The sequence below is a fragment of the Pseudomonas sp. HT11 genome, from assembly GCF_044875395.1.
In the GTDB taxonomy this organism is placed as follows: Bacteria; Pseudomonadota; Gammaproteobacteria; order Pseudomonadales; family Pseudomonadaceae; genus Aquipseudomonas.
The window spans coordinates 1041832-1063981 of the sequence record NZ_CP173217.1; the positions used below are offsets into that span (position 1 = coordinate 1041832).

Below are 22150 nucleotides of genomic sequence, written 5' to 3' on the forward strand. Positions count from 1 at the left end.
CCCTGCAGCTTGATCAGGAAGGTATTGAAGCCAGTGGCAATCGCGCCCAGTTCGTCGGCGCGGTCACTGGTCAGGCGGCGCGTCAGGTCGCCTTCGCCCTGTGCGATGTCATTGAGCATGGCCACCATTTGCTTGAGTGGGCGGGCGATGCCGTGGCCCACCAGCCAGATCACCAGCAAGCCGATGCCGGCAATCAACAGGCCCACCATGGCCATGCCGAAGGTGTCGGTCTTGCGCTGGGCTTGCAGGTCGCTTTGCAGTTTTTGCGAATCGGCCATCACCGCGCTCAGTGGCAGTTGCAGCATCAACGTCCAGCGTGCTTCGGCCTGGCCGATGTTGAAGGGCAGGAACAGCTCGATGTGCCCGTGTTCCTTGTCGATGTCGTAGCGCACTTCGCCGACTTTCAACTGGCCGAGATTGGCCAGCTCGTTGCTGTCGAGCAAGTCAGTGGCTTTTTCGCCCAGCTTGCTCGCGTCCTTGGTGTAGGCCACCAGGCGACCATTGTTGGAAATCAGCGCCATTTCGCCAGCGCCGTTGTAGAGGTTCTGGTCGGCGCGGGTGAGCATGTCCTGGATGAAGTTCACCGACAGGTCGGCACCGACGATGCCCTGAAAGGTGCCATCAATCATGATCGGTTCGATAAACGAGGCCAGCATCACCATCGCATTGCCGACCTTGTAAGGCGCAGGGTCGATGGCGCAGGGCTTTTTGCTTTCTTTGGAGCACAGGTAGTACTCACTGGCGCGCACGCCGGTGGCGAGGATGTTCTGGTCGTTGACGTCGGCGAGTTTATCCAGGCCCAGGCTGCCATCGGCGTTGCGGTACCACCACGGCAGGAAGCGCCCGTCGGCGGCCATGCCGACGATCGGCGTGTTCACGTAGGCGGCGTCATTGTGGTCGATCGCATTGGGCTCCCAGCCGATATAGGCGCCGAGGATTTTCGGGTTGCGCACCACGGTTTCGTGCAGCAGGTTGATCAGTTGTTCGCGGCCCACCTGCAAGGCCGGTTCGCCCTTGGCGTCTTTCATGCCGAGCAGGGCGTTGGCTGTGGCCAGGCCTTTGGCGGTCACCAATGGCGCTTCCAATTCACGCTGGATCAATGTGGCCTGGGTTTGCGCCAGGGCGGTGAGCCGTTGCTCGATGATCTGCTCGAACTGCGCCTGGGTGCGTTGCTGCACCAGTTCCTGGGTGCGCGCGCCGGCGAACACCGCGTAAAGCACCAGGACAGCGACCACACTCAGCACAATGGCGCCGGTCAGTGCTGCGACAGAAAACTGAATCGACTTGAATTTCATGAACGCTCCGGGCGCAAGGGCAGGTGGGCTGCCTATGTGTATCGGCCACGGGCTCGGGAGGCTTAAGGCTTGGCGGGCGAAATAGTGCCGAATGTCGCAAATGGACTGGTGGCCGCCGCTGTGGGCATGTGGGATGTATCTGAAAGTTAGCGGTTACACGTCTGTTGTATCTGGCGCCGATACACATGAGCGCCTAGGATACGCGCCATGTTTTCAGGGAGCGTGTTCATGAAGAAGTCATTGGCGGTAAGTGGTTTGGTTGCGGCGATGCTGCTGGCGGGTTGCCAGTCGGTAAACACCACCAGCGGCGGCGCCGTCGGGGTAGAGCGCAAGCAGTACATGTTCAGCATGTTGTCGAGTCAGGAAGTCGACCAGATGTATGCCCAGTCCTACCAGCAGACGCTGGGTGAGGCGAGTGGCAAAGGCATGCTCGACAAGACCAGTGCCAACGCCAAGCGCGTGCAGGCCATTGCCAACCGACTGATCGCCCAGGCGCCGACCTTTCGCCCGGATGCGGCGCAGTGGAAGTGGGAAGTGAACCTGATCAAAAGCGATGAGATGAACGCCAATTGCGGACCTGGCGGCAAGATCTTCGTGTACAGCGCGTTGATCGACAACCTCAAGCTCACCGATGACGAACTGGCCGCGGTGATGGGCCATGAAATCGCTCACGCCTTGCGCGAACACGGCCGTGAAGCCATGTCCAAGGCCTACGGCATCGAGATGGCCAAGCAGGGCGCCGGTGCCTTGTTCGGTTTGGGCCAGGACAGCCTGGCGCTGGCCGATACGGTGGCCAACTACGGCATGACCTTGCCCAACAGCCGCGCCAATGAAAACGAAGCCGACCTGATCGGCCTGGAGCTCTCGGCCCGGGCCGGCTACAACCCGAACGCGGCCATCACGCTGTGGAACAAGATGGCCAAGGCTTCGGAAGGTGCGCCGCCGGAGTTCATGAGCACACACCCGGCCTCCGACAGCCGAATCGCCTCGTTGCAGGCGGCGATTCCGAAAGTAATGCCGCTTTACCAGCAGGCCAAAAAATCCTGAGTTAACGCGGACCCATGTGGGAGCTGGCTTGCCTGCGATGCAGGCGGCTCGGTCATTCAGAAATACCGAGTTGATGCTATCGCAGGCAAGCCAGCTCCCACATTGGATTGGGGTTACAGGTCTAGATCCAGCCGCTGCTTTGCATGGCCTTGTACACCGCCACCACCGCCAGAACGAAGAACGCCGTAGCCGCCAGTCGACGAATCAGGGTCAGCGGCAGTTTCTCCGCGGCGAAATTCCCCGCCAGAACCACCGGCACGTTGGCAATCAGCATGCCCAGGGTGGTGCCGATAATCACCAGCCACAGCTCAGGGTATTGCGCGGCCAGCATCACCGTGGCGATCTGCGTCTTGTCACCGATCTCGGCGAGGAAGAACGCAATCAGCGTGGTCAGGAACGGCCCGAATTTACGCGTGGTACTGGCTTCGTCGTCGTCGAGTTTGTCCGGCACCAGGGTCCACAGCGCCGTGGCGCAGAAGCTCGCCGCGAGGATCCAGTGCAACACCGCATCCGAGAAGAAGCTGCCGAACCAGGCCCCCACGGCACCGGCGGCCGCATGGTTGGCCAGGGTCGCGGCGACGATGCCGGCGATGATGGGCCAGGGCTTGCGGAAGCGAGCAGCAAGGATGAGCGCGAGCAGTTGCGTCTTGTCGCCGATTTCGGCCAGGGCAACGATTGCGGTAGGAACGAGTAATGAATCCAGCATCAGGTAAGTTTCCAGGGGCGGGTCGACACGGCTATGACACGTACAGCCTTCCCGCCCCGGGTAAGGTGTGCGTGTCATAGGTCTTGTCAAACCCCGGTCCGTCTGTGCGGACTCCTGGGTCGCATACGCCATGGTCTGCTGACCAAGTATGTTGACGTATGCCGGACGAGCATGGCGCTCGTGGGAGACTACTCCCCTAGGACGGAGCGGATTCTGCCTAGGCAAAACCCATTCGGCAAGCCTTCTTTTTCAAAAAGCCATCAGCCGCGTTTGGCACGATAAATGCGAAAACCATTGCCTTCGGCCTTGATTGCACACACGCCCAAGTGCTCTTCGATCAGCGGTTGGTACTTGAGGAAACTGTTGGCCACCAAGCGCAGTTCGCCGCCTTTTGCCAGGTGTTTCGCCGCTTTTCGCAGCAAGTTTTCCGTGGCGAAATAGTCGGTGTGCACGCCGACATGGAACGGCGGGTTGCTCAAAATCGCGTTCAAACCCATCGGCGCAGCGTCGATGCCGTCACCGGTCAACACCTCGGCTTCCAGGCCATTGGCCGCCAAGGTCAGGCGGCTGCTGGCGGCGGCGAACGCATCCACGTCAAGCATCGTCACCGTGTTGTGCGGGTAGCGACGCTTGACCGCAGCGCCCAGCACGCCGGCGCCGCAGCCAAAGTCGAGCAAGTGCCCGCTGGGCAACTTGTCCAGGTGTGCAAGCAACAGCTCGGTGCCGCGATCCAGGCGACCGTGGCTGAACACGCCCGGCAGGCTCACAACCTTGAGCGGTCCTTCGGCCAGCGGCACGTCAAACACCTGCGCCAGGCTTTCCAGTTCGACTGCTTGCGGGGCATTGGCCACGGTGACCTGCCACAGCTGGCAGTGCCGCGCGTTGTCGAGCTTGCGGGGCTTGCCGAACGGAATCATCTGCTTGGCGGCGCTTTCGATACCGCCTTTTTTCTCGCCCACCAGAAACAGCTCAGCGCCGGGCAGGCGTGCGGCCACGGCGTTGAGCAGATAGTCGGTGAGGTCCTTGGACTTGGGCAGGAAAATCACCGCCGCATCAAAATCGCGCTCGGGCGCGTTCACGCCGAAATGGCTGCGCTCGGGGAAGCGCGCATCGAGCGCCGCCTGGTCGCCGGCATGCCAGCTCCAGCCGTGGGCATTGGGCAGGCGGCCGAGCAAATCGTCGGCGGGCAAACCTACCAGCAGCAGGTTGCCTTGAAAAAGTTCGGCCTGACGAAGCAGTACTTCACTGCGCGGATCCATGGTCTGCTCCTTGAAAAGGGGCGCAGTTTATCAACTGACGACGCGCAGCGGGGTGCCGTTGAAAAAGCCGCGGGCGTTTTCCGCCAGTTGACCAACGATGCGCTGCCGCGCTTCGCGACTGCCCCAGGCGTTGTGGGGCGTCACGATCAAGCGAGGAATATCGCCGGCCAGCAGCGGGTTGCCATTGACCGGTGGCTCCACGCTCAGCACATCGGTGGCCGCACCGCCCAGATGGCCGCTGCGCAACGCGTCTGCCAGGGCTTGTTCGTTGATCAAGCCACCGCGCGCGGTGTTGACGATAAACGCGCCGGGCTTGAGCAGTGCCAATTCGCGGGCGCCGATAAAGTCGCGGGTGTGTTCATTGAGCGGGCAGTGCAGGGTCAGCGCGTCGACTTGCGCGAGCAGTTCATCCAGGGGCACGCGGTCAGCGCGGGCAGGGCGGCCCGGAATCGCGCCGAGCACCACGCGCATGCCGAAGGCTTCGGCCAGGCGCGCGACGGCGCTGCCCAGTTCGCCATGGCCGAGCAGGCCGAGGGTTTTGCCCTCCAGCTCGACAATCGGGTAGTCCAGCAGGCAGAACTGCTTGGCTTGTTGCCATTTGCCCGCGCTGACGTCGCGTTGGTAGTCGTTCAGGCGTGTCGCCAGATTCAGCAACAGCATGATCGTGTGCTGCGCCACCGACGGCGTACCGTAGCCCTGGCAGTTGCTCACCGTAATGCCATGGGCACGGGCGGCGGCGAGGTCGACGTTGTTGGTGCCGGTGGCCGAGACCAGGATCAGCTTGAGTTCGGGGCAGGCTTGCAGCGTTTCGGTATTCAGCGCGATTTTGTTGCTGATGACCACTTGGGCGCCTTGCAGGCGTTCGACCACATTCTGCGGCGTGGTGTGCGCGTAAAGTTGCAGGTCGCTGAAGCTGTTGCGCAATTCGCTGAGGTCCAGGTCCCCAAGGTCCAGGGACGGGTGATCAAGGAAGACGGCGCGGCGATTGTTCGTCATCAACTGTACCTTTTGCGACAGGGTTCGAAGGCGTAATCTGCCGAGCCTATCAGATGAAATAATCAGTTACTTAATGGAGTGAGCATGTACGCCGCCGAGTTTTTGACCGTAGCCCTGATTCACTTGTTGGCGGTGGCCAGCCCCGGCCCGGATTTCGCTGTTGTGGTGCGCGAGAGTGTGACCCATGGGCGTCGCGCCGGCACCTGGACCGCGCTGGGGGTGGGCTCGGCGATTTTCCTGCACGTGGGCTACTCGCTGCTGGGGATTGGTTTGATCGTGTCGCAGTCCATCGTGCTGTTTAACGCACTGAAGTGGGCGGCGGCGGCGTACTTGCTGTACATCGGTTTCAAAGCGTTGCGCGCGCAGCCGGCCAAGCCGGTTGCCGAGGGTGAGTTGCAGCCTGAAGTGGGTGAGCGCACTCCGCGTTCGGCGTTTACCGCGGGGTTTGTGACCAATGGTTTGAATCCCAAGGCCACGCTGTTTTTTCTGTCGCTGTTTACGGTGGTGATCAATCCGCACACGCCGCTGGCGATTCAGGCTGGGTACGGTGTGTACCTGGCGGTGGCGACGGCGTTGTGGTTTTGCCTGGTGGCTATGTTGTTCAGTCAGCAGCGGGTGCGTGCAGGGTTTGCGCGGATGGGGCATTGGTTTGATCGGACCATGGGGGCGGTTTTGATTGCGATTGGTGTGAAGCTTGCGTTTACGAGTATGAAGTGAGGGGTGGGGTTTGGTTTGTGCTGTGGGAAGGGGGGGGCATATCCGTTGCTGCGGTAATGGCGGCTGGCGGTTCCGCTCTTACAGCGGGTCACTTTTGGCAAACGCCCCAAAAGTAACCAAAAGGTCTTTGCCCCACCACTCGGTGCCTCGCCTAGGCTCGGCATTCCCTCACTCCGGCTTGAATCCGTGGGCCGCCGCGACGGGCCATCCATGGCCCAACGCGGCTAACCCGGCGTCCTGCCGGGTTACCCACGGATTCAAGCCTGCGTTCGGCCAGCGTGGTTGACGGGGCCTGTCAGATCAAAATCAAGATCAAAAGCAGAGCACGGCGGCCTGGTAGCCGACCTGAGTGGTTGAAGCAAAAGCAGGGCAACAGCACAGCAACACACCTCTATCTGATGCACTGAGCTCCAAATGTGGGAGCGGGCTTGCCCGCGAATGCGGTGGATCAGTGATACATAAGCTGACTGACCCACCGCTTTCGCGAGCAAGCCCGCTCCCACATTTGATTGAGTTCAGGTTCCAGAATCAGGTCGGCTGTCAGGCCGCCTCGCTTTTGCTTTTGATCTAACCACTCAGGTCGGCTACTAGGCCGCCGTGCTCTGCTTTTGATCTTGATCTGCTTTTGACTTTGATCTTAGGCGCCCCGTTAAACCACGCTGGCCGAACGCAGGCTTGAATCCGTGGGTAACCCGGCAGGACGCCGGGTTAGCCGTGTTGGGCCATGGATGGCCCGTCACGGCGGCCCACGGATTCAAGCCGGAGTGAGGGCACACCGAGCCTAAGCGAGGTGCCGAGTGGTGGGGCAAGAGCCTTTTGGTTACTTTTGGGCTCTTTTCAAAAGTGACCCGCCGTAAGGGCGGAACCCCAAGCGGCCATCACCCAAATAACGGATATGCCCCCAGCCGGCAGCACCTGCATGATGGCGCAAAGCTAGCATTCATCGGCCTCTGCAAATCATTCCTTTGGCTGATTTAGCTGACACATAAGCTCTCTAAAGTGCAGGTCTTCAAGCCAACACCGTGCAGTCAGATAAGGGATTCGTATGTTGCAGACCCGTGTTATCCCACCCGCCGAAGGCGCTTACCAATACCCACTGTTGATCAAACGCCTGCTGATGTCCGGGACCCGCTACGAAAAAACCCGGGAAATCATCTACCGCGACAAACTGCGTTACACCTACCCCACCCTCATCGAGCGCGTCGCGCGCCTGGCCAACGTGCTGACCGAGGCCGGCGTCAAGGCCGGTGACACCGTCGCCGTGATGGACTGGGACAGCCACCGTTACCTGGAATGCATGTTCGCCATCCCGATGATCGGCGCAGTAATCCACACCATCAACGTGCGTCTGTCGCCGGAACAAATTCTCTACACCATGAACCACGCCGAGGACCGCTTCGTGCTGGTCAACAGCGAGTTCGTGGGGCTTTACCAGGCCATCGCCGGCCACCTGACCACGGTCGACAAAACGCTGCTGCTCACCGACGGCGACGAAAAAACCGCCGAGCTGCCCAACCTGGTCGGCGAGTACGAAACCCTGCTGGCGGCCGCCAGCCCCACGTACGACTTCCAGGACTTCGACGAAAACTCCGTCGCCACCACCTTCTACACCACCGGCACCACCGGCAACCCCAAAGGCGTGTACTTCACCCACCGCCAACTGGTGCTGCACACCATGGGCGTTGCGACGATCATGGGCAGCGTCGACAGCGTGCGCCTGCTGGGCACCAACGACGTGTACATGCCGATCACGCCGATGTTCCACGTGCACGCCTGGGGCTTGCCGTACGTGGCAACCATGCTCGGTTTGAAGCAGGTCTATCCAGGCCGCTACGACCCGGAATACCTGGTGGAGTTGTGGCGCAAGGAAAAGGTCACCTTCTCCCACTGCGTGCCGACCATCCTGCAAATGGTGCTCAACGCCAAGGCGGCGCAAGGCGTGGATTTTGGCGGCTGGAAAATCGTCATCGGCGGCAGCTCGCTCAATCGCACGCTGTATGAAGCCGCCAAGGCGCGCGGTATTCAACTGACTGCCGCGTACGGCATGTCCGAAACCGGGCCGCTGGTGTCGTGTGCCCACCTCAACGAAGAACTGATGGCCGGCACCGAGGACGAGCGCACCACCTACCGCATCAAGGCCGGCGTGCCCGGGCCGTTGGTGGAAGCGGCGATTGTCGACAGCGAAGGCAACTTCCTGCCCGCTGACGGCGAGTCCCAGGGTGAGCTGGTGCTGCGCGCGCCGTGGCTGACCGAGGGCTATTACAACGAGCCGCAAAAGGGCGCCGAGCTGTGGGAGGGTGGCTGGATGCACACCGGCGATGTGGCCACCCTCGATGCATTTGGCGTGATCGACATTCGCGACCGCATCAAGGATGTGATCAAGACCGGCGGCGAGTGGATCTCCTCCCTGGCCCTCGAAGACCTGGTCAGCCGTCACCCGGCGGTACGCGAAGTAGCGGTGGTGGGCATCGCCGACCCGCAGTGGGGCGAGCGCCCGTTTGCGTTGCTGGTGGTCCGTGATGGCCATGTGATAGGTGCTCGCGAGCTCAAGGAACACCTCAAGCCTTTTGTCGAACTGGGCCATTTGAGCAAGTGGGCGATTCCAAGCCAGATTGCCGTTGTTACTGAAATTCCCAAGACCAGTGTAGGAAAACTCGACAAAAAACGTATCCGTATCGACATCATTGAATGGCAAGCCAATAACAGCACGTTCCTGTCCACCCTCTGATGCCCCTCGCCGCGCCCGATCGGGCGCGGCAATGCTCTATCTCAAGCCTTCACTTGTGATTTGCCAATTTTCAGCCATCCTTGCCGCGCCGGCCTTCGTCGGTGTGGCGAAAGGACTGTGGCAGACGGGTTGGTGATGCAAATCACACTTTAGAGGGATCAAGCGGTACCCCCTGCTGGCTATAGTCCATCTCAGAGTTTTTCAAGGATGTTGCGCTTCGGGCCATGGGGGCTCGGTTGCCGTTCGGCATTGGAATCGTTGTATTCCGGCCGTTACACGCATCCACAAGAAAGAACTCACTGCCATAACAATAATGCACATGGAGTAGCGTCGATGACCTCAGTAAACCAGTTCTGGCGCCGGGCAAGACTGCCCCTGGCCGTCAGTCTCGCTTCTACGCTCGCCGGGCCCGCATTCGGCGTCAGTTTCAACATCGGTGAAATCGAAGGCAGCTTTGACTCATCCCTGTCGGTGGGGGCGAGCTGGTCGACTGCGGGTCGCAATAAAGACCTGATTGGTGTCAACAACGGCGGCAAGGGGCTTTCACAGACCTCCGATGACGGCCACCTGAACTTCAACAAGGGTGATTCCTTCTCGAAGATCTTCAAGGGTATCCATGACCTTGAATTGAAATACGGCGACACCGGCATTTTTGTGCGTGGCAAGTACTGGTACGACTTCGCGCTGCAAAACGAAGACCTGGACTTCAAGAACGTCAGCAACAACAACCGCAAAGAGGGCGCCAAGTCCTCGGGCGGGCAGATTCTCGATGCGTTCATTTATCACAACTACACCGTTGCCGATGAGCCAGGCAGCGTGCGCTTCGGCAAGCAGGTAGTGAGCTGGGGCGAAAGTACGTTCATTGGTGGCGGTATCAACTCGATCAACCCGATCGACGTGTCTGCATTCCGTCGTCCGGGCGCCGAGATCAAGGAAGGCTTGATTCCGGTCAACATGTTCTACGTGTCCCAGACCCTCACCGACAACCTCTCCGCAGAGGCGTTCTACCAGTTGGAGTGGGACCAGACCGTGGTGGATAACTGCGGCACGTTTTTCTCCCAGCCAGACGTGATTGCCGACGGTTGCAGCAATAACCTGCGGGTCTTGAACAAGCGCTCCACCATCCCTGGCGCGGCCTTGCCGACATTGAACGCGCTGGGTGTGGACGTGAACAATGAGGGCGTGCTGGTAAAACGTGGCGGTGACCGTGATGCACGGGACAGCGGCCAGTTCGGCGTGGCCATGCACTACAACTTCGAGCCACTGGACACGGAGTTCGGCGCGTACTTCATGAACTACCACAGCCGTGCGCCAATCTTCAGCGCCACCGGCGCGCCAAACTCGGCCTACACCCGTCCGCTGGGGCAACTGGCGGCTTTGCGTCCGTTGATCGTGGCCGGCAGTTCCCAGTACTTTGTCGAGTACCCGGAAGATATCCGCCTCTACGGCCTGAGCTTCTCCACCACGCTGCCTACCGGCACCGCCTGGAGTGGTGAATTGAGCTACCGGCCAAACGCGCCGGTACAACTGAGCACCACCGATATTCTGTATGCGGGCGTTACGCCGATTCGGGGCTATGAAAATGCATCGGTGCTCAAGGGCACACCGGGCCAAGACCTGCACGGCTACAACCGTAAGGAAGTGACCCAGTTCCAGACCACCTTCACGCACTTCTTCGACCAGGTGATGGGCGCGACCCGCCTGACCACCGTGGGCGAAATCGGCGTAACCCATGTGGGCGGCTTGGAAAGCAAAAACACTGCGCGTTATGGCCGTGATCCAGTGTTCGGCCCTGGCACGCTGCCGGGTGGTTTCTGCAACGCGCTGAACAATTCGACCGCTCAAGGTGCGGGCCTGCCGAATGCATCCGGCTTGAACACCAACTGCAACAACGACGGCTACACCACCGCGACGTCCTGGGGTTATCGCGCCCGGGCGATCTGGGAATACCCGGATGTGTTTGCCGGTGTGAACCTCAAGCCCAACGTGGCCTGGTCTCATGACGTCAAAGGGTATTCGCCAGGCCCTGGCGGCAACTTTGAAGAGGGTCGCAAGGCCGTCAGCCTGGGCGTCGATGCCGAGTACCAGAACACCTACACCGTCGGCCTGAACTACACCAACTTCTTTGGTGGCCGGTTCACCACGGTGGACGATCGCGACTTTATCGCCTTGAGCGCCGGCGTGAACTTCTAAGACTTTCTTTTTCAGATGCATGCATTTCAGGAAGAGCCAGAACATGAAAATAACTAAAAGTCTGTTGCACGTGGGTGTGCTTGGGCTGTCGATCATGGCGGGTAGCGTCATGGCGGCAGTCTCGGCCGATGAAGCCGCTAAGTTGGGCACGACCCTGACCCCGATGGGCGCCGAAATGGCGGGCAACGCGGCCGGCACCATCCCCAAATGGTCGCCGCTGCCCACCAATGCCGGCGCCGTGGATGCCCGTGGTTTCCTCGCCAACCCGTATGCCAGCGAGCAGCCGCAATTCACGATCACCGCGCAGAACGTCGAGCAGTACAAAGACAAGCTGGCGCCGGGGCAGTACGCGATGTTCAAGCGTTACCCGGACACCTTCAAGATGCCGGTCTACCCGACCCATCGCGGCGCCACCGTGCCGGCTGATGTGTTCGCCGCCATCAAGAAGAACGCCACCAACACCAACCTCGTGTCTGGCGGCAACGGCCTGGAAAATTTCGAAACCGCGGTGCCGTTTCCGATCCCGAAAAGCGGCGTGGAAGTGATCTGGAATCACATCACCCGCTATCGCGGCGGCAGCGTGACGCGTCTGGTCACTCAGGCCACGCCGCAAACCAACGGCTCGTTCAGCCTGGTGTATTTTCGCGATCAGTTTGTGTTCCGCGACAAGATGAAGGACTACGACCCGAAAAACCCGGGCAACGTGCTGTTCTACTTCAAGCAGCAAGTGACCGCGCCGGCACGTCTGGCCGGTGGTGTGCTGCTGGTGCACGAAACTCTCGACCAGGTGAAGGAGCCGCGTTCGGCGTGGGTCTACAACGCCGGCCAACGCCGTGTTCGCCGGGCGCCGCAAGTGTCCTATGACGGGCCGGGCACCGCCGCCGATGGTCTGCGTACCTCCGACAACCTCGACATGTACAACGGCGCACCGGACCGCTACGACTGGAAGCTGGAAGGCAAAAAAGAAATCTACATCGCCTCCAACAGCTACAAGATCGACGATCCGAAGCTCAAGTACGTCGACATCATCAAGGCCGGCCACATCAACCAGGACCTGGCACGTTATGAGCTGCGCCGCGTCTGGCACGTGGTCGCAACCTTGAAGGAAGGCCAGCGCCACATCTATGCCAAGCGTGACTTCTTCATCGACGAAGACACCTGGCAAGCCGCGGTGATCGACCACTACGACGGCCGTGGCCAACTGTGGCGCGTGGCTGAAGCTCACGCCGAGAACTACTACGACAAACAAGTGCCGTGGTATGCCCTCGAAACCCTCTACGACCTGCAGTCCGGCCGCTACCTGGCCCTGGGCATGAAGAACGAAGAGAAGCAGGCGTATGACTTCGGCTTCACCGCCACCACCAGCGACTTCACCCCGGCGGCCCTGCGCCAGGATGGTGTGCGCTAAGCAACACTCACTCGACAATGTGGGAGCTGGCTTGTGTAAAGCTGGCTTGTGTGGGAGTCGGGCTTGCCCGCGATGCAGGCGCCTCGGTGTATCAGTTACACCGAGTTGATGCTATCGCAGGCAAGCCAGCTCCCACACAAGCCAGCCTTGCGCTAGGCAGCTCCCACATTTTTTGTCGTAGTTCTTTTTCAGGTAAATGTTGCAAAGATCTACAAACCCGCCGCTTTTACCGCTAGTCTGCGGACATCTGCAATGCCGACAACAGCCTTCTACAAGAGCCCGGCGATGACTGATCTGTCCCGAATCCAAGGGCCTGCAAGCGCAGTAATTCCGACGCTGGAAGCGCGCTTCTACAGGCCACCTTTGCCTGACGGCTATGTGCTGCGCCCGCGCCTGTGCGAACGGCTGAGTGCTGGTCTGGAGGGGCGACTGCTACTGGTCAGCGCTCCGGCAGGGTTCGGCAAGAGTTCGCTGGCGGTGGAGTTCTGCCAGGGGTTGCCGGCGCATTGGCAAAGCCTGTGGCTGGGCCTGAGCCCACGCGATAACGACCCGGGCCGTTTCCTCGAGCGCCTGCTCGACGGTTTGCAACAGTACTTCCCGCAACTCGGCGCCCAATCCCTGGGCCTGCTGAAAATGCGCCAGCGTCACCAACCCTTTGCCTTTGAAGAATGGCTCGACGGCCTGCTCGATGAGCTGACGTTGCACTTGTCCACGCGCGCGCCCTTGTTGCTGGTACTGGATGACTACCATCTGGCCCAGGGCCCGGTGCTGGATCGTTGCCTGCAGTTTTTCCTGAATCATTTACCCGATGGGCTGGTGGTCATGGTCACCAGCCGCCAACGTCCCGACTGGCACCTGGCGCGCCTGCGGCTGTCCCGGCACCTGCTGGAGCTGCATGAACAAGACCTGCGCCTGACCCACGACGAGTCGCTGGCCGTGCTGGATCGGCACAGTAGCTCGTTGCGCGGCGAGGCGCTGGACAACTTGATCCGGCGCAGTGAAGGGTGGGTCGCCGGCCTGCGTTTCTGGCTGTTGGCCATCGCCGAAGCAGGCAATGAAAGCGCGTTGCCGCACAGCTTGCACGGTGGCGAAGGGCTGATTCGCGATTACCTGCTCGAAGAGGTCATCGACTGCCTGCCGGTTGAAGTGCAGGCGTTCCTGTACGACACGGCGCCTCAGGATCGTTTCTGCGGCGAGCTGTGCGACGCCGTGCGCGAGGCCCATGACAGCGCGGAAATCCTGCGCTATCTGCAGGCCCATCAGGTGTTTCTGGTGCCGCTGGACGAACAGGGCCACTGGTACCGTTACCACCATTTGTTTTCCGATTTGCTGCGCACGCGCCGCGCGAGCAATGCCACCTTGCCGATTGCCAGCCTGCACTTGCGGGCCTGTCGTTGGTTCAACGCCCAGGGTTTTATCGACGAAGCCGTGGAGCAGGCGTTGCGCGCCGGGCACCTCGATGTGGCGGCAAACCTGGTGCAGAACCTGTCAGAGGAGCAACTGCTGGCCGAGCAGAATGTGGGCATGCTGCTGCGCTGGAAGATGGACTTGCCCGACAGCCTGCTGATCAGCACGCCGCGCTTGATCGTGCTCTACAGCTGGGCGCTGGGGCTGGCGTGCCAGTTGGATGCGGCGGAAGAATTGTCAGGCTACCTCAGTCGCTTCCTGCCGGCGCCGTCGGCCACTGCGCAAAAGTCGATGCTGGCCCAATGGCTGGCGCTGAGCGGGATCATCGCCCGTGGGCGAGGTGATCGTGAGTTGACCCAGCGTTACTGCAGCGAGGCGTTGGAAAGCCTGCCGCACAAACGCTATGGCCAGCGCCTGATGTGCCTGTCGACCCTGTCCAACCTGGCCATTGTCGATGCCGACCTGTGGCGCGCGCGTGGCCTGAATCGCGAGTCCCTGGAGCTGGCGCAGCGCGTCGGCAACCCGCTGTTCGAGGCCCTGGCCCATTACGACCGCGCGCGCGTGTTGCAGGCGCGCGGCGAAATTCTGCGTTCTCTGGACGAAGTGCGCCAAGGGCTGCAACGCCTGCAGGGCCTTGCGCCCCAACGGCTGTACGCCGTACGTGCGCGGTTATTGCTCTACGAAGGTTATTTGCTGCTGGTGCGTTATCAGTCTGACGCTGGCCTTGCCCGTTTGCGTGCCGGCCTGAGCGAAGCCCGTGCCTGCCGCGATATCAGCGTACTCATCGGGCATTGTGTGATTGCCAATTTCGAAGGGCGGCGCGGTGATTTCGCCAAGGCCTTCGCCGAACTCGCCGAAGCCGAGCGCCTGATGCATATCTGGGACGTGCCGCCGATCTATTACCTGGCGATGATCACCCTGATCAAATGCGAATTATGGCTGGCCCAAGGCCGCACCGACCTTGCCGACGCCTGGCTGACCCGCCTGGGGCAGACCTATAACGGTGAGCACGCCGCCGCCGCACCGGAGTTTCATCCACACCTGGCGCAACACATCGGGCTGCAGCAGGCCGCACTCGATGCGATCCGCCATCAACCGGCTGCGGCCCTGCAGCGCCTCGAAGAGCTGGCACAGCAGGCGCATAACAGCGGGCGCCAGATGATTGCCCTGATGGCCCTGACCCAGCAGGCGAATGTATTGCTGGAGTGCGGCCATGAAGCCAAGGCGCGGCCAATCGTGGCCCAGGCGCTTGAGACGGGCGCTGGTGGCGCACTGCAACCGTTCCAGCGGCTGCTGGAGCGTTACCCTGACTGGATGCGCGAACAACTCGGCAAGACCCCGCATGCGTTGTTGAACCAAAACCTGTTGGCGCTGCTGCCGGTGGTTGCCGCCGCCGAGGCCTTGCCCTCGCACGAAACCCTCAGCACCCGCGAGCTGGCAGTGCTGCAACTGATCGCCCAAGGCTGCTCAAACCAGGAGATCAGCAACCAGTTGTTTATCTCTCTGCACACGGTGAAAACCCACGCCAGCCATATCAACAGCAAGCTGGGCGTGGAGCGCCGAACCCAGGCGGTAGCGCGGGCGCAGGAGATGGGGTTGTTGGGGTAGGGGGCAACGCATTTGTGCCAAAATCGCTGACTTACAAATGATCGAGTTCGCTCTGATGTCTCAGCTACCTGCCCTGATCCGCGAAACCTTCCCCGTCGGCCCGTTGCAGTGCAACTGCACCATCATCGGTGACCCGATCACCAAAAACGCCATCGTGGTCGACCCCGGCGGCAATCATGAGCTGATCCTGGCTCGCCTGGAGGCGTTGGGCCTCAAGGTGGTGAGCATCATCCATACCCATGCGCACCTCGATCACTTCCTGGCCTCCGGTCAATTGAAAGAGAAAACTGGCGCCACCTTGCATCTGCACAAGGACGATAAATTCCTGTGGGATAACTTGGAAATGCAATGCCAGATGTTTCGCGTGCCTTATACGCCGGTGCCGTCGCCGGATCGCTGGCTGGAAGATGATGAGGCGTTGGCCTGCGGTTGCGGCGTGGCCTTGCACACGCCAGGGCATACACCGGGTTCGATGAGCTTCTGGTTTGCCGATGCCAAGTTGTTGATTGCCGGCGACACGTTGTTCAAGCGCGGCGTGGGGCGCACCGACCTGTGGGGCGGGGACCAGGCGACCATCGTGCGTTCGATCAAGCAGCGTTTGTACACACTGGATGAGGGCGCGACGGTGGTTACCGGGCACGGGCCGGACACCCGGTTGGGCGATGAGATGCGTGAGAATCCGTTTGTGCGGGCGTAGGGAATAACCACGGGGCTGGGGCTGTTCTATACAAAGAATCGTCGTCGCAGCTTGCGTTCAGCCTGGGTCTGATACGGTTTACTTAGCGGTGATGCTGGCCCGCCTTTGTCACAGCAGGGGCGATGGCCACGGAATTTTTACCGTTTGTCGCGTTCAAAACCCGGCACAGGTCCATTGCCAATGTCCTTTGCACCACAGAATGCAAAAGTAGGAGCTCCCTTCATGTTTACTCCGCGTCGTCTTCTTGTTGTTGCCACCGCCGTAGCCCTGTTGTCCGGTTGCGCCTCGCCTAATCCTTACGACGGCAGCCAGGGGCAGGCAAATGATGGTTCGCAAGGCGGTATCAGCAAAACCGCCAAGTACGGCGGCCTGGGTGCGCTGGCTGGCGCATTGGCCGGTGCTGCCATCGACCATAACAACCGTGGCAAGGGTGCACTGATCGGTGGTGCAATCGCCGGTATCGGCGCCGCCGGTTACGGTTATTACGCCGACCAGCAGGAAAAGAAACTGCGTGAAAGCATGGCCAACACCGGTGTTGAAGTGCAGCGCCAGGGCGACCAGATCAAGCTGATCATGCCGGGTAACATTACCTTTGCCACCAACTCGGACGCGATCGCCAGCAGCTTCTATACGCCGCTGAACAACCTGGCGAACTCGCTGAAGCAGTTCAACCAGAACACCATCCAGATTGTTGGCTACACCGACAGTACCGGCAGCCGCCAGTTGAACATGGACCTGTCCCAGCGTCGTGCGCAGAGCGTGGCCAACTACCTGACCTCCCAAGGCGTGAGCCCGACCAACCTGAGTGCACGCGGTGCCGGCCCGGATAACCCGATTGCCAGCAACGCCGACGTGAATGGCCGTGCCCAGAACCGTCGCGTAGAGGTCAACCTCGGCCCGATCCCTGGCCAGCAATACGGCCAACCAGGTCAGCAGCAACAACAGCAACAGGCGCCGCAGCAGAACAACCAGTTCCAGGGCAACCCGTACCAGCAGTACCAATAAACGCAGACCACTAAAAAGGGCGCCGTGCAGTCAATGCACGGCGCCCTTTTTTGTGGCTGCGAATCACATCAGTCGATGTATTCGAACACCTTTACGATCTTCTGTACGCCGGAGACACCCTGAACCAGGTTGGACGCGCGGGTGGCTTCCGCCTGGGTCAGCAGGCCCATCAGGTAAACGATGCCGTTATCGGTGACGACTTTGATGCGCGAGCCCGGTACGGCGCTGTCGGTAAGCATCTGCGCCTTGATTTTGGTGGTCAGCAACGCATCGTTACTGATGGCCAGCAGGGTAATAGGGTCCATGACCTGCAGTTCATTGTGGACCTTCTTGACCCGCTGAACCGACGAGGCGGCTTGTTCTGCCTGGGCCTTGAGCTCCGCACGCGGCGTCTGGCCGGCCAGCAGTACCACGCCGTTGAAGCTGGTCACCACAATGCGCGAGGCGCCGTTGCCCAAGTCTGTAGCGGCCTTGGCGACGTTCACCTTGACCTTGGTTTCGATGAGCGAGTCGTCGATTGTGCTGCCGAAAGTACGCGTGCCCCGGTCATCCTGAATCGGTGTGTCACGTGTCGCGGTGATTGCCGTGCTGCAGCCGCTGATGGCAAGGCACAGCGTGATGGCCAAAAGGCTGAGGCGGTTAACGGTCATTCTTCACTCCCGAACAGTTGGCTGTCGATCAGATCGCACAGGCAGTGGATCGCCAGCAGGTGGACTTCTTGAATGCGTGCAGTGACATTGGCCGGGACGCGAATTTCAACGTCCTCCGGCAACAGCAGCGAGGCCATGCCGCCGCCGTCGCGACCGGTCAATGCTACGACAATCATTTCGCGATCATGTGCGGCCTGGATCGCTTGAATAATGTTCGCCGAGTTGCCGCTGGTGGAGATCGCCAGCAGCACGTCGCCGGGTTGGCCCAGGGCGCGAATCTGTTTGGAGAAGATTTCGTTGTAGCTGTAGTCGTTGGCGATCGAGGTGATCGTCGACGTGTCGGTGGTCAAGGCAATGGCCGGCAGGCTCGGGCGCTCGCGCTCGAAGCGGTTGAGCAGCTCGGAGGAAAAGTGCTGGGCATCACCGGCCGAACCGCCGTTGCCGCACGAAAGCATTTTGCCCTCGTTGAGCAAGGCATTGACCATGACCTGACTGGCTTGCTCGATGTGCGGTGCAAGTACGTCCATCGCCTGTTGCTTGGTGTCGATGCTGGCCTGGAAAAGCTGGCGAATTCGGGATTGCATGTCCATCTGTGTGACCTTAAGTAGCGCGGCTGTTTGGCACAGGAATGTGCAGCCCGCAAAGCAAAGAGCAAAAGTGTGTGGTGAAGATGTCCGGTGAATCAGCTGTCGAAGGCATTTTTAAGCCAATTCAGATCAGCGGGGCCAGACGGTGTGCTTTCTATGGCAACCACATCGAAACGGCAGGGGGAGTCAGCCCAGCGATGCTCTTTTTGCAGGAAAAACTGCGCGGCGAGTATCAGCTTCTGACGCTTGCGCCCGTCGATACTGGCGAGCGCGCCACCCCATTGTGCGTGTTTTCTGTAGCGGACTTCGACGAATACTACTGTATCGCCGTCAAGCATGACCAGATCAAGCTCACCGCGTTTACACAACCAGTTCTGCGCCAGAAGGCGCAGACCCTGTTGTTGCAGATACTGGAGGGCTTGAAGTTCGGCATCCTTGCCGCTTTGTGCGCTGGACCGCTCGGGCATCAGCGCGAGGTGTCCGGCAGGCGCTGGATGTCGCCGCCAACGAATTTCGCCCACGGCATCTGGCGGTCAACGCGCTGGTTGGCGCTGATGCCCAAGCTGCCGGAGAGACCGTCAACACGCGTATCCGGCAGCGCCTTGAGCTGGCCCAGGCGCGGGGCCAGACGGTAGGCGTCGGCGCCCATCGCGTACAGGCGGCCCAGGCTGCCATTGGCTTGTGGCCATTGCGCGGCAACCTGGTTGCGCAGCGGGTCGGTGGTGTTGAGCAGCCAAGGGGTTTCACAGAACATGACGTTGGTCATGTCCAGGTACTGGTTCTTGTCGCCGCTGGCGCTGAACACGTGGGACGTCGCATACACAGGCACGTCGCCGGCGTACTGGAAGTTCAGGGTTGGCTTGATCTGCTGGGCCAATTGCGGCGTCACAGCCAGGAAGATGAACTCGATGTCCTGGCGGCGCGACGGTTGTGCTGCTACATCAGTGCCAACGGCGCTTTGCAGGCTCTTGGCGCGACCTTCGCTTTTGCGCAGCTGGAACAGGTCGGCAATCTGCTGGGCGAGGGCAACCGGCTGGTCAACGTACTCGACGCCGACGACGGTGCCGCCATTGGCTTCCCAATCCTGGCGGAAGGCTTTGTAGACACGCTCACCCCATTCGCCACGCGGCACCATGGCGGCGGCGCGGTGCAGGCCGTCGGCGCGGGCACGGCGCGAGACTTCGCGGGCTTCGTCTTCAGCGGCCAGGCCGAACTGGAACAGTTGCGGCGGGTTTTCATTCAGTTCGCTGTAGTTCAGCGCCAGCGTCGTGATCGGCAGTTGCGGGCGAGCAGCGAGTTGTTTGACCAGCGGTTTTTCCAGCGGGCCGACAACCAGTTGTACGCCGGCGGCCTGGGCCTTGGCATAGAAGTCGTCGAGGGAGGTCAGGCGCGAGCTGTCATAGAACTCGATGACCGGCGGTTTCTGCCCGGCTTGTTCGGCCTGGTAGTGAGCCGCCATGAAGCCTTCGCGCAGCGCCTTGCCGACCGCAGCCAGCGGACCGTCCTGCGGCAGTAGCAGGGCGATCTTGTTCAGCGGCTGGCTGGCCAGTTCCTTGAGCTTGGTCAGCGGCGTCGGCAGTTGCACTGCGGCCGGGTGCCCAGGGTTCTGCGCGCGCCAGGTGTCGATCGCGGCTTGTTGTTGCTCCAGGGTGCCGGCGCCTTTGACGGCTTTGGCCAGACTGATCCAGCCATCAAGCGTCGGGTTGCCGCTGGCTTGCAACTGGTCAGCCGGCAGCGCGGCAATCAGCGCCCAGATGGCTTCGTGGTTGCTGTTGGCAGCGTCGCCCGTCAGCAGCGGAGCCATGGCGACACGCTCACGCGCGGCGGCCAGGGTCTGGCCATCGGCTTCATAGGCGCGGGCATGCACGGTGCCGGTACGGATCTGCTGGTCTGTCGGCAGCTCCTTCAGGCTTTGCAGGCTGGGATGGTTCAGGGCTGCCAATGCAGCTTTGGGCTGATTGCGCGCCATGGCCAGTTCGGCGGCCAGGGTGCTGGCAAAAACTTGCGCGGCTGGCTTCAGGACATCCAGGGGCACCTGCGCGAGAATCTGCGACGAACGCCCAGGGTTGTTCTGGTGGTAGGCCAGATCAGCCGCACTCAGGCGCAGCATCGCGGCCTTTTCTGGCGTGTTGGCGGAGGTAGCCTGTTCGAGCAGTTGCTCGATACTGGCATCCGGGGTCCGGGGGAGGTCGCCAAGGCTGGACGAGGGCGAGCTGGCACAGGCAGCCAATAAGGCAGCGAGGCAGAGGGCGGAGAGCAGCCGCAGGCAAGCGATCATGTAAGTGTTCCTGATACCGATCAAATTAGCGTGGAAGTGTACCCAAGCACTGGCCCAGGCGCGATGTTACTGGCGTGAAACCGTCGATTTAGGTCGTGCAAATGCTGCCAACAGCCATCGACGGCCGACCTTGAGGGCATATTATCGAGGCGCCTACGCGCTACAATGCGACTTTTCCCAACCATCGAGGTGTGCGTTTTGACTGCTCCAGGTCCTTTGAATTCCACTGCAGGCTCGCTTTTTGTCGTGGCGACGCCCATTGGCAACCTGGACGACATCAGTGCCCGGGCGCTGAAAGTGTTGCGCGACGTAAAATTGATCGCGGCGGAAGACACGCGGCATTCCCAGCGGTTGATGCAGCATTTTGGTATCAGCACGCCCCTGGCTGCCTGCCACGAACATAACGAACGCGAAGAAGGCAGTCGTTTTATCACGCGCCTGCTGGCCGGTGACGATGTGGCGCTGATCTCCGATGCCGGTACGCCGTTGATTTCCGATCCCGGCTACCACTTGGTCCGCCAGGCGCGAGCCGCTGGTATCAATGTAGTGCCTGTTCCGGGAGCGTGCGCGCTGATTGCTGCATTATCGGCTGCCGGGTTGCCGTCGGATCGTTTTATCTTTGAGGGCTTCCTGCCAGCCAAGACCGTTGGGCGCCGCGCGCGTCTTCAGGCACTCAAGGAAGAACCGCGTACGTTGATCTTCTATGAAGCCCCGCACCGCATCCTTGAATGCCTGCAAGACATGGAGCTGGTGTTTGGCGGCGAGCGCCTCGCGCTGCTGGCGCGTGAGCTGACCAAGACGTTCGAAACCCTCAAGGGCCTGCCGTTGGAAGCGTTGCGGGCCTTCGTCGAAGGCGACAGCAATCAACAGCGTGGCGAGTGTGTGGTGCTGGTGGCCGGTTGGACAGCGCCGGAGGATGAGGATGCTGTGGGCAGCGAGGCCATGCGCATACTCGATCTGCTGCTCAAGGAAATGCCCCTCAAGCGGGCTGCGGCGCTGGCCGCTGAAATTACCGGCGTGCGCAAGAATGTGCTGTATCAGGTTGCGCTGGATAAACAGAAAGCCGAATAGTTCCGGGGGCGAACCGGCATTCCGTCCGAACGTGATGGCATTGCTGCACTTTTAATGCTTGTCCTCAGCCCGCCGTGCCGTTAACCTGCGCGGCGGAGAGTCGATTGGACAGTCGCTGCCTTCTATGAAAATTAGGGGGGGGAGGAAAGTCCGGGCTCCATAGGGCGAAGTGCCAGGTAATGCCTGGGAGGCGTGAGCCTACGGAAAGTGCCACAGAAAATAACCGCCTAAGCACTTCGGTGCCGGTAAGGGTGAAAAGGTGCGGTAAGAGCGCACCGCACGACTGGCAACAGTTCGTGGCTAGGTAAACCCCACTTGGAGCAAGACCAAATAGGGTCCCAAGGCGTGGCCCGCGCTGGGACCGGGTAGGTTGCTAAAGATGTCCAGTGATGGCCATCGTAGACGAATGACTGTTCAAGACAGAACCCGGCTTACAGATCGACTCTCCACCTTTTTTCCTTCTGTCCGAATCTCGTGCAGAAACCCGGTAGTAACGCA

The 22150-nt window shown here is 60.9% G+C and carries 16 protein-coding genes, 1 other RNA gene, 1 pseudogene and 1 riboswitch; of the genes and pseudogenes, 10 read left to right on the forward strand and 8 right to left on the reverse strand.

Going from position 1 to position 22150, the window contains the following annotated elements; translation table 11 throughout:
- Window positions 1–14 precede the first annotated feature (14 nt).
- Window positions 15–1295, reverse strand: a pseudogene (locus ABWL43_RS04680) (HAMP domain-containing protein); the annotation flags it as partial.
- A gap of 228 nt (window positions 1296–1523) precedes the next feature.
- Between ABWL43_RS04680 and ABWL43_RS04685 the strand changes: the two are divergent.
- The gene (locus ABWL43_RS04685) at window positions 1524–2342 is read left to right on the forward strand and encodes a M48 family metallopeptidase (RefSeq protein ID WP_145165144.1); all 819 of its coding nucleotides are present in this window, start codon (window positions 1524–1526) and stop codon (window positions 2340–2342) included.
- Window positions 2343–2463: 121 nt separating this feature from the next.
- On the opposite strand, the gene ABWL43_RS04690 is transcribed toward ABWL43_RS04685, so the two are convergent.
- From ABWL43_RS04690 to ABWL43_RS04700, 3 genes are all read right to left on the reverse strand, one after another.
- On the reverse strand, window positions 2464–3048 hold the full coding sequence (locus ABWL43_RS04690; RefSeq protein ID WP_016974259.1) for a TMEM165/GDT1 family protein: 585 nt from the start codon (window positions 3046–3048) through the stop codon (window positions 2464–2466).
- An 89-nt stretch (window positions 3049–3137) separates the two neighbouring features.
- Window positions 3138–3257: riboswitch (yybP-ykoY riboswitch) on the reverse strand.
- Between the two features lie 51 nt (window positions 3258–3308).
- Window positions 3309–4307: a methyltransferase gene (locus tag ABWL43_RS04695; protein ID WP_404486938.1), complete on the reverse strand. Its 999-nt coding sequence runs from the start codon at window positions 4305–4307 to the stop codon at window positions 3309–3311.
- Between the two features lie 30 nt (window positions 4308–4337).
- Window positions 4338–5303 carry a 2-hydroxyacid dehydrogenase gene (locus ABWL43_RS04700; protein WP_124416452.1) on the reverse strand — a complete coding sequence of 322 codons (966 nt, stop codon included), beginning with the start codon at window positions 5301–5303 and terminating at the stop codon, window positions 4338–4340.
- 84 nt (window positions 5304–5387) lie between these two features.
- Between ABWL43_RS04700 and ABWL43_RS04705 the strand changes: the two genes are divergently transcribed.
- From ABWL43_RS04705 to ABWL43_RS04735, 7 genes are all read left to right on the forward strand, one after another.
- Window positions 5388–6020, forward strand: coding sequence for a LysE family translocator (locus tag ABWL43_RS04705; protein ID WP_404486940.1), 633 nt, complete (start codon window positions 5388–5390; stop codon window positions 6018–6020).
- A gap of 1045 nt (window positions 6021–7065) precedes the next feature.
- On the forward strand, window positions 7066–8748 hold the full coding sequence (locus ABWL43_RS04710) for a fatty acid--CoA ligase (protein WP_404486942.1): 1683 nt from the start codon (window positions 7066–7068) through the stop codon (window positions 8746–8748).
- 333 nt (window positions 8749–9081) lie between these two features.
- On the forward strand, window positions 9082–10941 hold the full coding sequence (locus tag ABWL43_RS04715) for a DUF1302 domain-containing protein (protein ID WP_106579576.1): 1860 nt from the start codon (window positions 9082–9084) through the stop codon (window positions 10939–10941).
- A 43-nt stretch (window positions 10942–10984) separates the two neighbouring features.
- The gene (locus ABWL43_RS04720; protein ID WP_106579575.1) at window positions 10985–12349 is read left to right on the forward strand and encodes a DUF1329 domain-containing protein; all 1365 of its coding nucleotides are present in this window, start codon (window positions 10985–10987) and stop codon (window positions 12347–12349) included.
- A gap of 285 nt (window positions 12350–12634) precedes the next feature.
- Window positions 12635–15364 (forward strand): LuxR C-terminal-related transcriptional regulator, encoded by a 2730-nt coding sequence (locus ABWL43_RS04725; RefSeq protein WP_404486944.1) that lies wholly within the window; start codon window positions 12635–12637, stop codon window positions 15362–15364.
- A 55-nt stretch (window positions 15365–15419) separates the two neighbouring features.
- A complete protein-coding gene (locus ABWL43_RS04730) occupies window positions 15420–16061 on the forward strand; it encodes an MBL fold metallo-hydrolase (protein ID WP_262210211.1) in 642 nt (213 codons plus the stop codon).
- Between the two features lie 222 nt (window positions 16062–16283).
- The gene (locus tag ABWL43_RS04735; protein WP_106579573.1) at window positions 16284–17066 is read left to right on the forward strand and encodes an OmpA family protein; all 783 of its coding nucleotides are present in this window, start codon (window positions 16284–16286) and stop codon (window positions 17064–17066) included.
- 68 nt (window positions 17067–17134) lie between these two features.
- Here ABWL43_RS04735 and ABWL43_RS04740 read toward each other — a convergent pair whose 3' ends face one another.
- The 4 genes from ABWL43_RS04740 to ABWL43_RS04755 form a co-directional block, all read right to left on the reverse strand.
- Entirely contained in the window at window positions 17135–17716 is a 582-nt protein-coding gene (locus ABWL43_RS04740) for a BON domain-containing protein (RefSeq protein ID WP_106579572.1), read from the reverse strand.
- A complete protein-coding gene (locus ABWL43_RS04745) occupies window positions 17713–18306 on the reverse strand; it encodes a phosphoheptose isomerase (protein WP_003216190.1) in 594 nt (197 codons plus the stop codon). The genes ABWL43_RS04740 and ABWL43_RS04745 overlap by 4 nt, the downstream gene beginning before the upstream one ends.
- A gap of 92 nt (window positions 18307–18398) precedes the next feature.
- Window positions 18399–18770 (reverse strand): YraN family protein, encoded by a 372-nt coding sequence (locus ABWL43_RS04750; protein ID WP_145166209.1) that lies wholly within the window; start codon window positions 18768–18770, stop codon window positions 18399–18401.
- Window positions 18770–20581: a penicillin-binding protein activator gene (locus tag ABWL43_RS04755; RefSeq protein WP_145166210.1), complete on the reverse strand. Its 1812-nt coding sequence runs from the start codon at window positions 20579–20581 to the stop codon at window positions 18770–18772. The genes ABWL43_RS04750 and ABWL43_RS04755 overlap by 1 nt, the downstream gene beginning before the upstream one ends.
- 165 nt (window positions 20582–20746) lie before the next feature.
- Between ABWL43_RS04755 and rsmI the strand changes: the two genes are divergently transcribed.
- On the forward strand, window positions 20747–21652 hold the full coding sequence (rsmI, locus tag ABWL43_RS04760) for a 16S rRNA (cytidine(1402)-2'-O)-methyltransferase (protein WP_262210207.1): 906 nt from the start codon (window positions 20747–20749) through the stop codon (window positions 21650–21652).
- A 96-nt stretch (window positions 21653–21748) separates the two neighbouring features.
- Window positions 21749–22102: RNase P RNA component class A (gene rnpB, locus ABWL43_RS04765), an RNA gene on the forward strand.
- Window positions 22103–22150: the final 48 nt, after the last annotated feature.

Coding starts and splice junctions, on each gene's coding strand:
- ABWL43_RS04725 (WP_404486944.1), top strand. CDS start 12,635: ATGACTGATCTGTCCCGAATCCAAGGGCCTGCAAGCGCAGTAATTCCG.
- ABWL43_RS04745 (WP_003216190.1), bottom strand. CDS start 18,306: ATGGACATGCAATCCCGAATTCGCCAGCTTTTCCAGGCCAGCATCGAC.
- ABWL43_RS04705 (WP_404486940.1), top strand. CDS start 5,388: ATGTACGCCGCCGAGTTTTTGACCGTAGCCCTGATTCACTTGTTGGCG.
- ABWL43_RS04730 (WP_262210211.1), top strand. CDS start 15,420: ATGTCTCAGCTACCTGCCCTGATCCGCGAAACCTTCCCCGTCGGCCCG.
- ABWL43_RS04740 (WP_106579572.1), bottom strand. CDS start 17,716: ATGACCGTTAACCGCCTCAGCCTTTTGGCCATCACGCTGTGCCTTGCC.
- ABWL43_RS04690 (WP_016974259.1), bottom strand. CDS start 3,048: ATGCTGGATTCATTACTCGTTCCTACCGCAATCGTTGCCCTGGCCGAA.
- ABWL43_RS04695 (WP_404486938.1), bottom strand. CDS start 4,307: ATGGATCCGCGCAGTGAAGTACTGCTTCGTCAGGCCGAACTTTTTCAA.
- ABWL43_RS04755 (WP_145166210.1), bottom strand. CDS start 20,581: ATGATCGCTTGCCTGCGGCTGCTCTCCGCCCTCTGCCTCGCTGCCTTA.
- ABWL43_RS04720 (WP_106579575.1), top strand. CDS start 10,985: ATGAAAATAACTAAAAGTCTGTTGCACGTGGGTGTGCTTGGGCTGTCG.
- ABWL43_RS04715 (WP_106579576.1), top strand. CDS start 9,082: ATGACCTCAGTAAACCAGTTCTGGCGCCGGGCAAGACTGCCCCTGGCC.
- ABWL43_RS04735 (WP_106579573.1), top strand. CDS start 16,284: ATGTTTACTCCGCGTCGTCTTCTTGTTGTTGCCACCGCCGTAGCCCTG.
- ABWL43_RS04700 (WP_124416452.1), bottom strand. CDS start 5,303: ATGACGAACAATCGCCGCGCCGTCTTCCTTGATCACCCGTCCCTGGAC.
- ABWL43_RS04685 (WP_145165144.1), top strand. CDS start 1,524: ATGAAGAAGTCATTGGCGGTAAGTGGTTTGGTTGCGGCGATGCTGCTG.
- rsmI (WP_262210207.1), top strand. CDS start 20,747: ATGCGACTTTTCCCAACCATCGAGGTGTGCGTTTTGACTGCTCCAGGT.
- ABWL43_RS04750 (WP_145166209.1), bottom strand. CDS start 18,770: ATGCCCGAGCGGTCCAGCGCACAAAGCGGCAAGGATGCCGAACTTCAA.
- ABWL43_RS04710 (WP_404486942.1), top strand. CDS start 7,066: ATGTTGCAGACCCGTGTTATCCCACCCGCCGAAGGCGCTTACCAATAC.